The 15347-nt window shown below is 66.8% G+C and carries 13 protein-coding genes; 5 read left to right on the top strand and 8 right to left on the bottom strand.

All coding sequences use genetic code 11. The features are described 5' to 3' along the window. Positions 1 to 26 precede the first annotated feature (26 nt). The 8 genes from VPH43_RS09920 to VPH43_RS09885 all read right to left on the bottom strand — a co-directional run bounded on the left by VPH43_RS09920 (position 27) and on the right by VPH43_RS09885 (position 10149). The gene (locus VPH43_RS09920; protein WP_328577524.1) at positions 27 to 944 is read right to left on the bottom strand and encodes a polysaccharide biosynthesis tyrosine autokinase; all 918 of its coding nucleotides are present in this window, start codon (positions 942 to 944) and stop codon (positions 27 to 29) included. Continuing rightward, positions 944 to 2386 carry a chain length determinant protein EpsF gene (epsF, locus tag VPH43_RS09915; protein WP_328577523.1) on the bottom strand — a complete coding sequence of 481 codons (1443 nt, stop codon included), beginning with the start codon at positions 2384 to 2386 and terminating at the stop codon, positions 944 to 946. The genes VPH43_RS09920 and epsF overlap by 1 nt, the downstream gene beginning before the upstream one ends. An 11-nt stretch (positions 2387 to 2397) precedes the next feature. Next, positions 2398 to 3240, bottom strand: a complete 843-nt coding sequence (gene epsE / locus VPH43_RS09910; RefSeq protein ID WP_328577522.1) for a polysaccharide export protein EpsE — start codon at positions 3238 to 3240, stop codon at positions 2398 to 2400. Then, on the bottom strand, positions 3237 to 4286 hold the full coding sequence (locus VPH43_RS09905) for an EpsD family peptidyl-prolyl cis-trans isomerase (RefSeq protein ID WP_328577521.1): 1050 nt from the start codon (positions 4284 to 4286) through the stop codon (positions 3237 to 3239). Before VPH43_RS09905 ends, epsE begins: the two co-directional genes overlap by 4 nt. 294 nt (positions 4287 to 4580) lie before the next feature. Beyond that, a complete protein-coding gene (gene ubiE, locus VPH43_RS09900) occupies positions 4581 to 5312 on the bottom strand; it encodes a bifunctional demethylmenaquinone methyltransferase/2-methoxy-6-polyprenyl-1,4-benzoquinol methylase UbiE (RefSeq protein WP_328577520.1) in 732 nt (243 codons plus the stop codon). 19 nt (positions 5313 to 5331) lie between these two features. Beyond that, complete coding sequence (locus VPH43_RS09895; RefSeq protein WP_328577519.1) at positions 5332 to 5745, bottom strand: DUF971 domain-containing protein; 414 nt, start codon at positions 5743 to 5745, stop codon at positions 5332 to 5334. Continuing rightward, positions 5742 to 6173 (bottom strand): HIT family protein, encoded by a 432-nt coding sequence (locus tag VPH43_RS09890; protein WP_328577518.1) that lies wholly within the window; start codon positions 6171 to 6173, stop codon positions 5742 to 5744. Before VPH43_RS09890 ends, VPH43_RS09895 begins: the two co-directional genes overlap by 4 nt. Before the next feature lie 70 nt (positions 6174 to 6243). Further along, a complete protein-coding gene (locus VPH43_RS09885; protein WP_328577517.1) occupies positions 6244 to 10149 on the bottom strand; it encodes an FAD/FMN-binding oxidoreductase in 3906 nt (1301 codons plus the stop codon). Positions 10150 to 10362: 213 nt separating this feature from the next. Here VPH43_RS09885 and ugpB point away from each other — a divergent pair, with 213 nt between their 5' ends. The 5 genes from ugpB (at position 10363) to ugpQ (ending at position 15346) form a co-directional block, all read left to right on the top strand. Continuing rightward, positions 10363 to 11664: a sn-glycerol-3-phosphate ABC transporter substrate-binding protein UgpB gene (gene ugpB, locus VPH43_RS09880; protein WP_328577516.1), complete on the top strand. Its 1302-nt coding sequence runs from the start codon at positions 10363 to 10365 to the stop codon at positions 11662 to 11664. A 106-nt stretch (positions 11665 to 11770) separates the two neighbouring features. Then, the gene (gene ugpA, locus VPH43_RS09875; RefSeq protein WP_328577515.1) at positions 11771 to 12652 is read left to right on the top strand and encodes a sn-glycerol-3-phosphate ABC transporter permease UgpA; all 882 of its coding nucleotides are present in this window, start codon (positions 11771 to 11773) and stop codon (positions 12650 to 12652) included. Beyond that, positions 12652 to 13506 carry a sn-glycerol-3-phosphate ABC transporter permease UgpE gene (ugpE, locus tag VPH43_RS09870; protein WP_328577514.1) on the top strand — a complete coding sequence of 285 codons (855 nt, stop codon included), beginning with the start codon at positions 12652 to 12654 and terminating at the stop codon, positions 13504 to 13506. Before ugpA ends, ugpE begins: the two co-directional genes overlap by 1 nt. 23 nt (positions 13507 to 13529) lie before the next feature. Further along, on the top strand, positions 13530 to 14594 hold the full coding sequence (locus VPH43_RS09865) for a sn-glycerol-3-phosphate import ATP-binding protein UgpC (RefSeq protein ID WP_328577513.1): 1065 nt from the start codon (positions 13530 to 13532) through the stop codon (positions 14592 to 14594). Next, complete coding sequence (gene ugpQ / locus VPH43_RS09860; RefSeq protein WP_328577512.1) at positions 14594 to 15346, top strand: glycerophosphodiester phosphodiesterase; 753 nt, start codon at positions 14594 to 14596, stop codon at positions 15344 to 15346. Before VPH43_RS09865 ends, ugpQ begins: the two co-directional genes overlap by 1 nt. Position 15347: the final 1 nt, after the last annotated feature.

The raw sequence follows: 15347 nt of genomic DNA, 5'->3' as shown, positions 1-15347 counted from the left end.
CCGCAGTGTTGAGCATCATGGGCAGGTCAGAACTCGTTCATGATGACGCCGGCCAGCTTCGCAGGGCTTTCGGCCAGCGAATCGACCAGCTCTTGCAGCTCGGCTACCCGCGACTGATCCTTGCGCGCGATCACCAGCGCGGCCCCGCAGCGGGCTGCAATCACGCCGGCATCCGCCCCGTACACCGAAGCCGGTGTATCGAAGATCACGTGGTCGAACTTGCTGAGCAGTTCGCGGATCAACAACGCAAACGCCGAGCGCTCAATCAGTTCCAGAGGATTGGGCGGCGTGATGCCCACCGGCAGCACGAATAGGTTCGGCAGCGCGGGAATCTGCTGGATCACCTGGGCCTCCACACGGCCGGACAGCAACCCGGACAGGCCAGCGGTGCTGTTGATGCCAAACACCTCATGCTGACGCGGGCCGCGCAGGTCGCCGTCCACCAGCAGCGTGCGCCCGCCCAACTGCGCGAGCACCACCGCCAGGTTGGCGGCGAAGAAGGTCTTGCCGTCGCCAGGGTTCGCGCTGACCACGGCAAGCGCGCGACGGACATCTGTCTCGCCAAACACGCGCATCATGAGCTGGCTGCGGATGCGGCGGAAAGCTTCCGCCTGGTGCGAGAACGGGCTGCGCAAGGTGACCAGCTCTTCGTTGACCCCATCCAGCTGATCGGGCACGTAGACGTAATGGAACTGCTGCGACAGGGCGAAGAGCACATCGTCGGCGTTCACGAAGCCGAGCGCGATCGCGGCCTCGCCAAAACGAACGTGGTGTTCACGTTGGTACCGCAGCACCTCCTCCACCTGCTCGGCCGTCAGGTTTCGCGCCTCGCGAAGCAGATCGCCCATCGCCCGGTCCTGGACGACCGGGCCAGCCGATGACATGGGCGCGGGGCCTTCCGGCTCCACCTGCTGCACGTTCGAAGGGTCACGGAACTTGGCCATCACACACCTTTCGACGGAGTGGGCAGCTGCCCGAGGATACGCTGCTGGAGCAGCGGCATGCCCTTGCCTGCGGCAGCCAGGCGACGACGGCGTGACGTGGGCGGCGGCAAGGTGCCAAGCAACGGCAGGCCGAGCGCTTCGGAAGCGTCGGTCACGGTGCGTACCCGCCGATCCAGCAGCTCCATCACCACCGCAGCGCCGATGGCGAGCAGGCTGCCCATCACGATGGAGAGGAAGGTGTTCAGTGCGATCTTCGGGGACGAAGGCTCCGAAGGTTCCACCGCCGGCGACAGCACGGAGATGTTGCTCTGCGTGGTCTGGCTCTCCAGGCTGGTCTGGGAACCACGGGCCACTACCGCGTCGTAGGCGCGCTGCGCGTTCTCGACATCGCGCTGCAGCACCGTGGCCTCATCGCGCAGCGCCTTGAGTTTGAGCACCTTGCTTCGCTGGGCATCGAGGGCCGCACGGACCTCTCCTTCCCGCGACCGGTTCACTTGGTTGTTGAGCGCCAAGCTCCCCGTCACGCGCCGGACTTCACTGTCCATGCGCGCCCGCAACTCGGCGATATTGGCCTTGGCCTCGATCACCTGCGGATGGTTCGAGCCCAGCCGGGCGCTCAGTTGCTGGAGCTGGGCCTCGTTGCGTGAAAGGTCAGTCTTCAGCGTCGCCACCACAGGATTGTTGAGCACCTCCTGCATGCTGCCGCCGCTTGCGCCTGCCGCTTGTGCACTGCGGCCAGCCGACTCGGCAGACGCAGCCTGCAACATTACCAGCTGACTCGACAACTCGTTGAGACGCGCCGTCTCCACGTCTAGCCGTTCGTCGGCCGCGACAAGCCCGTTTTCCTGCTGGAACGTGGACAGCTTGGCCTGGGCCTTCTCCACCGCATCACGCAACTGCTTGGCCCGTTGCTCGAAGAACGACGAATACTGCCTCGCAGGGTCGACACGCAGATCCACGGTCACGTCGAGGAATGCCTGCACGAACCCGTCGGCCACCGCCTTCGCGAACCGGGGGTCCGGTGCGGTGTAGGTGACTGTGATGACATTGGATTCACGCGAGGGCTTCACGTCCAGCTGTTTCTGGAAGGTTTTTGCCAACCAGGCTTCCAGCGACCCCTTGCCCTCGGTGGACTCCATCCACTGCTTGCGCACCTCCGGGTTCTCCGCGAGCCGGAGGACCTTGACGACACGCTGTGCGACACGGTCGCTCTGGATCACGTCGACCTGGGTCGCCATGTAGCTGGGCAGCGCCAGCGCCGGCAGCATCATGCCGGCGATCGGGTCCGGCGACTTCACGTCCACCACCAGGGTGGAAGTCGCCGAGTAGCGCTTGGGCAGCATCAGACTCACCGCCAGGGTGGTGAGCACCGTGAGGGCGAACACGGCCACTGCAATCGGCCAGCGCGCCTTCAGGATCGCCAAAAACTGGTTCAGGTTCATGTTTCAGGCCCTCAGAAGAGGCTCTCTCGCACGTAGACCACGTCGCCATCGCGAAGCGAGTCGTTCAGGTTCGGCTGTACCACCTCGACCTTGCCGTCGGAGCCGCGGCGGTGTACCCGCAGGCCGCGCTCGGTGCCGCGCTGTGTGAGGCCGCCGCCGGTGGCCAGCGCCTGCATGACCGTCATGTTGCGCTCAAGCCGCATGGCACCGGGGCGCTGTACTTCACCGTAGATATAGACCATGGGCGCACGCTCCACGTAGACCACATCGCCGTTCTGGATGATCAGGTCGTCCTGCTGGCGCCGGTCGCCGCGGAACACGTTCGGCAGGTCGATCTCGCGGCGGAAGGGCTTGCCGTCGCGCATGCCCACCAGGGTGATGACGTCCGCGCCGGAGGTGGCGATGCCGCCGGCCATCGCCAGCAGGTCGGACAGGTGCATGTCGGCCACTTCGATCGGGAAGCGGCCCGGCCGGTTGACCTGTCCCAGCACGCTGGCCTGGTTGCCGCGCACCTGGGTGACCAGCACGCTCACCTGCGGCTGCTTCACGAAGTTGCCGTTGCGCAACCCATCGGCGATGCGCTTCTCCGCCTCGCTCACCGTCAGGCCGCCCAGGCGCACGGTGCCCAGCAGCGGATAGCTGAGCGACCCGGCCTCGCTGATGCGGGCCTCCAGCGTGAGGTCGGGATTCTGGTAGACCGTGATCCGGATGACATCGCCGGATCCGAGGCGGTATTCACCGACGGACGCTGCGGCGCGCGCACCGCCTTGCTGCTGCGCCGAGGCCACGGGGCCCGCCAGCGCGGCGCTGACGGCGAGAACGACGAGGGCGAGTTTGTTTCGGCTGGTGGTCATTTGATGCCCAATCCCTTGGTGATGGAGGAGGTGTCCAGGCCGGCGCTGGCGGCCGGCGCTGGTGCAGCCGGTGCGGGCGCGGCAGACGGTGCCGGCGCGGCAGCCGTGGGCTCGGCAGCAGCAGGTGCTGCGGCGTCGCCCAGCGGCGCAGCGCTGGCGGCATCGGCCGCGGCACCGGCCGCGCCGTCCTTGAACTTGCCCACGTATTCGATCTTTGCGTCGGCGCGCAGCTGCTGCAGATTCTTGGCCACCAGGTCGCGCTTGCGTTCGCCCAGGATCGCCTGCTCGATGGCCGGGGTCGCCTGCTCCAGCGTCACCGGTTGCAGGCGCGATGCGGCCAGCAGCACGATCTGCGCGCCGATGGGCGTGCCATTGAGCACCATCTGCCCGTCCTTCATGCGCGCCAGCAGGTCCAGCGACGGTGCCGGCAACTGCTCCGAGCCGCGCACCACCTGGTTCGCGGCATAACGGATCTGGTTGGCCTTGAGGAAGTCGACAATCTCGGTGAGCGGCTTGCCCCCATCCACCAGGGCCTTCACCGAGGCCACCTGCTCAGGCTTGGCCTCGATGTTGAGCTCCTGCACGCTGTAGACGTGGCGCTCCTTGTAGCGCGCCGGGTGGTCGTCGTAGTACTTCTTCACTTCCTCGGCCGTCGGCTTGGCAACACCCTCGCTGCTCTTTTCCACGTAGGCGCGGGCAATGATCTCGCGGCGGGCGGCTTCCAGTTGCTGCACCACGCGCGGGTCGCGGTCGAGCTTGAGCTCCTCCGCCTTCTGCAGCGCCAGCTCCTGGTCGATCAGGCGCTCCAGCACCTGGCGGCTGGCGGGCTCCATCTGCTCCTGGCGCAGGCCGCGCTGCTGCTGCAACACGAAGTTGATCTGGTGGACGGTGATTTCCTGCTTGTTGACCTTGGCCGCCGTCTGGCTGGCGCCGCCCTTTTCCTTCTTGCTGCAGCCGGTCAAGGCGACCAGGACGCAGACGCTCGCGATCAGCGCGACGCGCGACACCGTCCCTACAGTGCGCGACGTACCCATGTGCATGTTCATGTCATCTAACTCGTTGTTGGCCAGGGAGCCGGCGGACGCGCCGAAGTGCAGCGGTCGGCGTTACGGCTGCCGAGCCACGAAGGTCTGCGAGTGTAGCGATCACCCTTAGTTCAACGACCTCCCCCCAAGTAAGGGGCACCAGCGCGGCCCTGTCCGACCCGCGCCGAGCACATCGGGGAGCAATCGGCGTGCCCGCATCATCGACCCACAGGCGCCCCGCCCACCGGTGCCTGCGCCAGGAACCCTCGATTGCGGGGGCGGCCGTTCAGCTGGCGAGGCCGGTGCGCCGGTGTGTCAGCATTTGATACCGACGTGCAAGGCCACCACACCGGCACTGAGGTTGTGCACGTCCACGTGGCCGTAGCCGGCCGCCTTCATCAGCGCCTTCAGTTCCTGCTGCCCGGGATGCATGCGGATGGATTCGGCCAGGTAGCGGTAGCTTTCGGCGTCGCCGGCCACCCATTGGCCGAGCCGCGGCAGCACGTTGAAGGAATACCAGTCGTAGGCCTTCTCCAGCGGCGCAGCCACCTTGGAAAATTCCAGCACCAGCAGGCGCCCGCCGGGGCGCAGCACCCGGCACATCTCGGACAGCGCCTGCTCCTTGTGGGTCATGTTGCGCAACCCGAAGGCCACGCTGACCAGGTCGAAGCTGTCGTGGCGGAACGGCAGCACCTCGGCGTCGCAGATCGACGTGGGCAGCACCAGCCCCTCGTCGAGCAGCCGGTCGCGGCCCTGCCGCAGCATGGCCTCGTTGATGTCGGTGTGCACCACCGTTCCGGTGGCGCCGACCTTGCGCGCAAACGCACGGGCCAGGTCGCCGGTGCCGCCGGCGATGTCCAGCACCTTGTCGCCGGGTTGCAAATTGGCCACGGCCACCGTGTAAGCCTTCCAGGCCCGGTGCATGCCCATGGACATCAGGTCGTTCATCACGTCGTAACGCGATGCCACCGAGTCGAACACCCCGCGCACCTTGCGCGCTTTTTCCTGTTCGTCCACGGTCTGGAAACCGAAGTGGGTCTGGCTCATCTGCGCCCCCTTGTGTTGTTCAGTGATGGTGGCCGCAGGCGCCCCGGCCGGCCTCCGGCATGGGCGCATCGCGGTCCCGGCCGGCGGCGGCCAGGCGCTGCTCGTAGCGCTGCCACAGGGCCTGCTCTTCGCTGCCCAGCCGGTAGAGGTAGTCCCAGGTGAAGAGACCGGAATCGTGGCCATCCGAAAAGGTCGGCTTGACGGCGTAGTGCCCCACCGGCTCGATGGCCACGATGCTCACCTCGCGCTTGCCCGTCTGCAGCACCTCCTGCCCCGGGCCGTGGCCTTGTACTTCGGCCGATGGCGAATACACCCGCATCAGCTCGAACGGGATGCGAAAGCGCGCACCGTCGTCGAAGGCAATTTCCAGCACCCGCGATTGCTGGTGCACGACGAGCTCGGTGGGATGCCGCTGCGCCATGGCTGCCGTCATTTGTCGGCCAGCGCGGCCGCCACCGCCCTGTCCAGGTCGGCCAGCGAGGCGCGCAGCCGCTGCATCAGCACGGTGTCCGCGGCGCGCTGGGCCGTGGCCCAGATGGGATACGGGAAATGGGTGTCCCAGTCGAAGCGGGCGATCACATGCCAGTGCAGGTGAGCCACCATGTTGCCCAGGGTCGCCACGTTCATCTTGGTGGGCGCCAGATGCTGGCGCATCGTGCGCTCCACGCACACCACCGCGTCCATGCAATGCCGCAGGTCGTCCGGACCCAGGTCGGACAGCTCGGCCACATGCTCGGTCCAGATCACACGGTAGAACGCCGGGAAGTCGGGCGTGTCCTCCACCCGCACCACACGAAGCAGGCCGTCCGCCCACACCGGCTCGCCGCCCGGCTCCGCACAGAGGTGGCAACCCTTGCTCATTGGTGCACCCTTCGCGCCGCGCGCGTTCCCGCCTGGCGGGAATTCACCTCTGCAGACGGCCGGGCGAGGTTCATACCAGCACCCGCTCGATGCCGCCGTCGTTGGCGCGCGCCACGTAGTCGGGCATCCAGTCCTCGCCGAGGATCTGGCGCGCCATCTCGACCACGATGTAGTCGGCCTCCAGCAGGCCGTTCTGCAGGTCCTTGCCGTAGCGGCTCAGGCCCTGCAGGCAGCTGGGGCAGGAGGTGAGGATCTTCACGTCAGCCTTCTCCGCCACCGCGCCGGAGGCACGCAGCGTGGCCTCGCCCTTGCGCAGCTCCTCCTCCTTGCGGAAGCGGATCTGGGTGGAGATGTCGGGACGTGTCACGCCCAGGGTGCCGCTTTCGCCGCAGCAGCGTTCGTTCTTCAGCACCTGCTCGCCCACCAGCGCCTTCACCGTCTTCATCGGGTCCTGCAGCTTCATCGGGCTGTGGCAGGGGTCGTGGTACAGGTAGGCGCCCTTGCCGTCGAGCACGATGCCCTTTTCGAGCAGGTACTCGTGGATGTCGATGATGCGGCAGCCCGGGAAGATCTTGTCGAATTCATAACCCTGCAGCTGGTCGTAGCAGGTGCCGCAGCTCACCACCACCGTCTTGATGTCCAGGTAGTTCAACGTGTTGGCCACGCGGTGGAACAACACCCGGTTGTCGGTGATGATCTTTTCGGCCTTGTCAAACTGCCCGGAGCCGCGCTGCGGGTAGCCACAGCACAGGTAGCCCGGCGGCAGCACCGTCTGCACGCCGGCATGCCACAGCATGGCCTGCGTGGCCAGGCCCACCTGGGAGAACAGGCGCTCGGAACCGCAGCCGGGGAAATAGAACACCGCTTCGGTGTCTGCGCTCGTCTGCTTCGGGTCGCGGATGATGGGGACGTAGTTCTTGTCCTCGATGTCCAGCAGGGCACGCGCGGTCTTGGTGGGCAGGCCACCCGGCAACTTCTTGTTGATGAAGTGGATGACCTGCTCGCGCACCGGCGTGCTGCCCACGGTCGCGGGCGGGCGCGCCGTCTGCGCCTTGGCCAGGCCGCGGAACAGGTCGTTGGCCAGGCGCTGGGCCTTGAAGCCGATGTCCACCATCGCGCTGCGCGCGAACTTGATGGTCTGCGGGTTGGTGGCGTTGAGCATCAGCATCGCGGCCGCATTGCCGGGGCGGAAGCTCTTCTGGCCCATCTTGCGCAGCAGGTTGCGCATGTTCATGGACACGTCGCCGAAGTCGATCTTCACCGGGCAGGGCGAGGCGCACTTGTGGCACACCGTGCAGTGGTCGGCCACGTCCTCGAACTCTTCCCAGTGCTTGATGCTCACGCCGCGCCGGGTCTGCTCCTCGTAGAGGAAGGCTTCGACGAGCAATGACGTGGCCAGGATCTTGTTGCGCGGGCTGTACAGCAGGTTGGCGCGCGGCACATGGGTGGCACACACCGGCTTGCACTTGCCGCAGCGCAGGCAGTCCTTGATCGACTCGCTGATGGCGCCGATGTCGCTCTGCTGCATGATCAGCGACTCATGCCCCATCAGCCCGAAGCTGGGTGTGTAGGCATGCGCGAGGTCGGCGGCACGCACATCGTCGCCCAGCATGGACACGTCGCGCAGCAGCTTGCCCTTGTTGAAGCGGCCTTCCGGGTCCACGCGCTGCTTGTAGTCGGCAAACTGCGCGATCTCGTCGTCGCGCAGGAACTCCAGCTTGGTGATGCCGATGCCGTGTTCGCCGCTGATCACGCCATCGAGCCGGCGTGCCAGCGCCATGATGCGGCCCACTGCCTCGTGGGCCGTCTGCAGCATCTCGTAGTTGTCGGAGTTGACCGGGATGTTGGTGTGCACATTGCCGTCGCCGGCGTGCATGTGCAGCGCCACCCACACGCGGCCGCGCAGCACCTCCTTGTGGATGCGGCGGCACTCCTCGAGGATGGGCTGGAACTCACCGCCGGCAAAGATGCTCTGCAGCGCCTTGAGCACCTGCGTCTTCCACGATGCGCGGAGCGTGCCGTCCTGGATCAGCTCGAAGAACGAGCGCCCTTCCGGCTGCTGCACGTCCAGCTGCTGCAGCCACTGCTGCCACAGCGCGCGCACCTCGCGCAGCAGCTGCACCGCCTGCTGCACCCGGTCCTCCAGCAGCTCGGCGCTCGGGATTTCGTTGGCGTCGTCCGTCTTGCCCAGCGGCAGGTTGCCGCGCTGGAAGAAGGTTTCCAGCCCGTCGAGCAGCTGAAGCTTGTTGCGCAGGCTCAGCTCGATGTTGATGCGCTCGATGCCGTTGGTGTACTCGCCCATGCGCGGCAGCGGGATCACCACGTCTTCGTTGATCTTGAAGGCGTTGGTGTGCTTGGCGATGGCGGCCGTGCGCTTGCGGTCCAGCCAGAACTTCTTGCGCGCGTCGGCGCTCACCGCCACGAAGCCCTCGCCGGCGCGCGAGTTGGCGATGCGCACCACCTCGCTGGTGGCGCGCGCCACGGCGTCAGGATCCTCGCCGACGATGTCGCCCACCAGCACCATCTTGGGCAACACCGCCCGCTTGCTCTTGGTGGCGTAGCCCACCGCCTTGAGGTAGCGGTCGTCCAGGTGCTCCAGGCCAGCCAGGATCGCGCCGCCGGCCTTCGCCTCGGCGAACATGAAGTCCTTGATCTCCACGATCGACGGCACCGCATCCTTCGCGTTGCCAAAGAACTCCAGGCACACCGTGCGCACATGCTGCGGCATGCGGTGCACCACCCAGCGTGCGCTGGTGATGAGGCCGTCGCAGCCTTCCTTCTGGATGCCGGGCAGGCCGGCGAGGAACTTGTCGGTGACGTCCTTGCCCAGGCCCTCCTTGCGGAACACGCGGCCAGGAATCTCCAGGCGCTCGGTGCGCTCCAGGGTCTTGCCGGCCGCATCGAAGTAGCGCAGCTCGAAGCTCGCCACCTCCACGTCGTGGATCTTGCCGAGGTTGTGGTTCAGGCGCACCACCTCCAGCCACTTGGCGTCGGGTGTCACCATGCGCCAGGACGCCAGGTTGTCCAATGCCGTGCCCCAGAGCACCGCCTTCTTGCCGCCGGCGTTCATCGCGATGTTGCCGCCGATGCACGACGCTTCCGCCGACGTCGGGTCGACCGCGAACACATGGCCGGCTCGCTCGGCCGCATCGGCCACACGCTGGGTCACCACGCCGGCTTCGGTCCACACCGTGGGCACGGGCTGGTCCACGCCAGGCAGGGCGACGAACTCCACCTCGGTCATGCGCTCGAGCTTCTCGGTGTTGATGACCGCGCTCTTCCAGGTGAGCGGCACCGCGCCGCCGGTGTAGCCGGTGCCGCCGCCGCGCGGAATGATCGTCAGGCCCAGTTCCACGCAGCCTTTCACCAGCGCGGCCATCTCGGCCTCGGTGTCGGGCGTGAGCACCACGAAGGGGTACTCCACCCGCCAGTCGGTGGCGTCGGTCACGTGCGACACCCGCGACAGGCCGTCGAACTTGATGTTGTCCTTGGCGGTGTGCTTGCCCAGCAGGCGGCGGGTGCGCTTGCGCAACTCCTCGATCTGCACGAACGACGCGGCGAAGCGCTGCACGGCCGTTTCGGCGGCAGCGAGCAGCTCGCCGACCAGCGCATCGCGCTGCGCATCGGCCGCGGCATCGCGCCGCTTGGCGATCTCGCCCAGGCGGTGGCGCAGGGCCTCCACCAGCAGGCGGCGGCGCTTGGGGTTGTCCAGCAGGTCGTCCTGCAGGTAAGGGTTGCGCTCCACCACCCAGATGTCGCCCAGCACCTCGTACAGCATGCGGGCGGATCGCCCGGTCTGGCGCTCCTCGCGCAGGCGGTTCAGCAGCTCCCACGCGCGCGTGCCCAGCAACCGGATCACGATCTCGCGATCGGAGAAGGAGGTGTAGTTGTACGGAATCTCGCGCAGCCGGGGAGCTGCGGCATCGGTGTCCATCTGGCCGGCGGCCATCGGGGTCACGGGAAGCGGTGCGTTCATGGGCGCCAGGCTCGCTCGAACCTGCTTTCAGCACTTGACCGCGAATGGTACCGCAGTGCAGCAATGGGCTTGTGGAGCGGCCTGCCCAGCGGGGTAATCCCCGGTGCCCTTTCGCGCCAAGCTGTGACAGAAATGGACCTGTCACACAGTCCACACAAACTGTCGAGCCGGGCGGCCCAAGAGGCCGCCTTCGCTTGACATCAAAGGAGCCTCATGAAAACGAAGTTGTTCGCCCTGGCGCTTGCGCTGGCGGCGTCGTCCGCCCAGGCACAGACCGAGATCCAGTGGTGGCATTCGATGGGCGGCGCCCTGGGCGAATGGGTGAACGACCTGGCCAAGGATTTCAATGCCGGCCAGAAGGACTACAAGATCGTGCCCACCTTCAAGGGCAGCTACGACGAGTCCATGACCGCCGCGATCGCCGCCTTCCGCGCCGGCAACGCGCCGCACATCCTGCAGGTGTTCGAAGTGGGCACCGCCACCATGATGGCCAGCAAGGGCGCGATCGTGCCCGTGGGCCAGGTGATGAAGGACGCCGGCGCCAAGTTCGACCCCGCGGCCTACGTGCCCGCGGTGGCAGGCTACTACACCGCGCCCAACGGCCAGATGCTGAGCTTCCCGTTCAACAGCTCGACCACGGTCTTCTACTACAACAAGGACGCGTTCAAGGCCGCCGGCCTGGACGTGAACAAGGCGCCCACCACCTGGCCCGAGGTGGCGCTGGCCGCCGCCAAGCTCAAGGCCGCCGGCCACAAGTGCCCGTTCACCACCAGCTGGATCAGCTGGACACAGCTGGAAAGTTTCTCCGCCTGGCACAACACCCTGTTCGCCACCAAGAACAACGGCTTCGGCGGCCTGGACACGCGCCTGGCCTTTGATTCGCCGCTGCACGTGCGCCACGTCGAGAACCTGGCCAACATGTCCAAGCAGGGCCTGTTCGTCTACAAGGGCCGTGGCAATACTGCCGATGCCACCTTCGTGTCGGGCGAGTGCGCCATGTTCACCGGCTCGTCGGGCCTGTATGCCAACCTGAAACGCAACGCCAAGTTCGGCTACGGCATCTCTGCCCTGCCCTATTACCCGGATGTGCAAGGCGCCCCGCAGAACACCGTGATCGGTGGCGCTTCCCTGTGGGTCATGTCGGGCAAGAAGGCGCCCGAATACAAGGGCGTGGCCGCGTTCTTCGAGTACCTGTCCAAGCCCGAAGTGGCGGCCAAGAGCCACCAGCGCACCGGCTACCTGCCGGTCACCAAGGCCTCGTACGAGCTCACCGAGAAGTCCGGCTTCTACAAGGAGAACCCGGGCACCGACGTCGCTGTGACACAGATGATCCGCAAGACGACCGACAAGTCGCGCGGCGTGCGGCTGGGCAACTTCGTGCAGGTCCGCACCATCATCGACGAAGAGATGGAGCAGGTGTGGTCCGGCAAGAAGACCGCGAAGGAGGGGCTGGAGACGGCCATCCAGCGCGGCAACGAACAGCTGGAGCGCTTCCAGAAGAGCGCCAAGCTTTGATGGGGCCCCCGAGCTGGCGGCTGCGCCGCTGCGCGCCCCCCCAAGGGGGCGTGGCCCGCCTTGAGGCGGCTCGGCGCCGGGCCGGGCCCGCGCGCCGGCGGACGTGATGGAAAAGCGCGTCCGCTTCCGTTCCACCTGGCTGCCCTGGGCGCTCATCGCGCCGCAGATGGCCGTCGTGCTGGTGTTCTTCTTCTGGCCCGCGGCGCGGGCGGTGTACCAGAGCGTGCTCACGCAGGACGCTTTTGGCACCTCCACCGAGTTCGTCGGGCTGGAGAACTTCCGCCGCATCTTCGGCGACCCCGGGTACCTGGACTCGTTCAAGACCACCGCCTTCTTCTCGATCGCGGTGGCGGTGTGCGGCCTGGCCTTTGCGCTGCTGCTGGCGGTGATGGCCGACCGGGTGGTGCGCGGCAGTGCGATCTACCGCACGCTGCTGATCTGGCCCTATGCGGTCGCGCCAGCGGTGGCCGGTGTGCTGTGGCTGTTTCTGTTCGCCTCGCCGATGGGTGTGGTGGCCTACGGGCTGCAGCAGCTGGGCCTGGAGTGGAACCACCTGCTCAATGCCAACCATGCGATGGCGCTGATCGTGCTGGCCGCCATCTGGAAGCAGGTGTCCTACAACTTCCTGTTCTTCCTGGCAGGCCTGCAGGCGATCCCCCGCTCGCTCATCGAGGCAGCCGCGATCGACGGCGCCTCGCCCTGGTACCGCTTCTGGACCGTGGTGTTTCCGTTGCTGTCGCCCACCACCTTCTTTCTGCTGGTGATCAACATCGTCTACGCCTTTTTCGACACCTTTGCGATCGTGGACGCTGCGACCCATGGTGGCCCCGGCAAGGAGACCGCCATCCTGGTCTACAAGCTGTACTACGACGGTTTCAAGGCCCTGGACATGGGCGGCTCGGCGGCGCAGTCCGTCGTGCTGATGATCATCGTCGTCACGCTCACGGTGCTGCAGTTCCGCTTCGTCGAGAAGAAAGTCGAATACTGATGATCGAAAACCGCCCCGGCCTGCGTGTTCTGTCGCACCTGGTCCTCTTGCTGGGTGTGCTGATCGTGGCATTCCCGGTGTACCTCACCTTCGTGGCGTCCACCCACACCGCGGAGGAGATCGCGCAAAGCCGGCCGATGACGCTGGTGCCCGGCACGCACATGGCGGATACGTACCGGATCGCGTTGTTCGGTGGCGAAACCAGCATGGGCAGCCACCTTCCGGCGGCCGGGCCCATGATGTGGGTGAGCCTGGTCAGTGCCCTCACCATCGCAATCGGCAAGATCGCGATCTCGCTGCTGTCCGCCTTCGCGATCGTCTACTTCCGCTTTCCGCTGCGCGGCCTGGTGTTCTGGATGATCTTCGTGACCTTGATGCTGCCGGTAGAGGTGCGCATCGGGCCCACCTACGAGGTGGTGTCGCAGCTCGGCATGCTCAACACCTATGCCGGCCTCACCGTGCCGCTGATCGCCTCGGCCACGGCCACCTTCCTGTTCCGCCAGTTCTTCCTCAGCGTGCCGGACGAGCTGGTGGAGGCGGCGCGCATCGACGGCGCTGGGCCGATGCGCTTTTTCAAGGATGTGCTGCTGCCGCTCTCCACCACCCCGATCGCGGCGCTGTTCGTCATCCAGTTCATCTATGGCTGGAACCAGTACCTCTGGCCGCTGCTGGTGACCACCAACGAGACCATGTACCCGGTGGTGCTGGGCATCAAGCGCCTGATTGGCGGTGAGGCCTACACCGAGTGGAACGTGGTGATGGCCACCGCGATGCTGGCCATGCTGCCGCCGGTGCTGGTGGTGATGCTGATGCAGAAGTGGTTCGTCAAGGGCCTGGTGGACGCCGAGAAATAACAACCGAGAACACGACAACAACCATGGCCAGCATTTCGCTTCGCAAGGTGATCAAGCGCTACGGTAGCGGCGCCAGCGCCAACCAGGTGATCCACGGTGTGGACGCGGAGATCTCCGACGGCGAATTCATCGTGATCGTCGGCCCGTCCGGCTGCGGCAAGTCCACCCTGCTGCGCATGGTGGCCGGGCTGGAGGAGATCAGCGAGGGCGACATCGCCATCGGTGACCGGGTGGTGAACAAGCTGGAGCCCGCGCAGCGCGACATCGCGATGGTGTTCCAGAACTATGCGCTGTACCCGCACATGACGGTGTACGACAACATGGCCTACGGGCTGAAGATCGCCAAGGTGCCCAAGGCAGACATCGAGACCCGGGTGCAGAAGGCGGCCAAGATCCTGGAGCTCAGCCAGCTGCTGCAGCGCAAGCCGCGCCAGCTGTCCGGTGGGCAGCGCCAGCGCGTGGCCATGGGCCGCGCCATCGTGCGCCAGCCGCAGGTGTTCCTGTTCGACGAGCCGCTGTCCAACCTGGACGCCAAGCTGCGTGCCCAGACCCGGCTGGAGATCCAGAAGCTGCACACCGAACTGGGTGTGACCTCGCTGTTCGTCACCCACGACCAGGTCGAGGCCATGACGCTGGCCCAGCGCATGATCGTGATGAACGCCGGCCGCATGGAGCAGTTCGGCACGCCGGAAGAGGTGTATGCGCGCCCCGCCACCACCTTCGTGGCCGGCTTCATCGGCTCGCCGCCGATGAACCTGCTGCACGGCCGTGCCGACGGTGCGAGCTTCGGCCTCACCGGCCAGAGCCTGGACCTGCCGCGGCCCGCACCGCGCAACGGCTCGTTGATCCTCGGGGTGCGGCCGGAGCATGTGCGCCTGTCCAACCAGGGCAGCTGGGCGCTGAAGGTGGAGATGATCGAGATGCTGGGCGCCGAGCGCCTGGTGTACGGCCGCCTCGGCGCCGCCCTGTTCACCGTGCGCATCGCGGGCACGGACCCGGTGCCGATCATGGGCCAGACGGTGATGGTGCAGGTGCCCGCCGAACACATCCACTGGTTCGACGAGCAGACCCAGGCGCGGGTGGCCTGATGCAGCCCTGGCCGTATCCCTTCTGGGTGGCCCACCGCGGCGCGGGCAAGCTGGCGCCCGAGAACACGCTGGCCGCCTTCCGGGTGGGCGCGGCACACGGCTACCGGGCCTTCGAATGTGACGTGAAGCTCAGCGCCGACGGCGCGCTGTTCCTGCTGCACGATGCCGGCCTGCAGCGCACCACCTCGGGCAGCGGCACCGCGGGGCAGCAGCCCTGGAGCGACCTGTCGCGGCTGGACGCGGGCGGCTGGCACAGCCGCGCCTACGCCGGCGAACCACTCGCCAGCCTGGACGCCATCGCGGCCTACGTGCTGCGCAACGGCTACGCCCTCAACATCGAGATCAAGCCCACGCCCGGCGAGGAGGCTCGCACCGGCGATGCTGTGGCGCGGTATGTCGCCCAGTGCTGGCCCGCCGACACACTGCCGCCGCTGCTCAGCTCCTTCCAGCCCGCTGCGCTGGCCGCGGCGCAGACAGCCGCGCCGCAATGCCCCCGGGCGCTGCTGCTGGACACGCTCCAGGAAGGCTGGCTGACGCTGGCGCGCAGCCTGGAGTGCGTGGCCATCGTGGCGGCCTATCCGCTGCTGGACCGTGCGGTGATCCAGCAGGCCCACGACGCCGGCCTGCGTGTGCTGGCCTACACCGTCAACGATCCGGCCGAAGCGCATCGCCTCCGCGACGCCGGCATCGATGGCCTGATCACCGACGAAGTGGCACGGTTCTCCCCCGACCCGGCCGCCATCCGCGACTGAC

The sequence above is a fragment of the Ideonella sp. BN130291 genome, assembly GCF_036231905.1.
Lineage (GTDB): Bacteria > Pseudomonadota > Gammaproteobacteria > Burkholderiales > Burkholderiaceae_C > CAMLIZ01.
The sequence above is the reverse complement of the archived record's forward strand: the minus strand, read 5'-3'. Positions and strand labels throughout refer to the sequence as shown.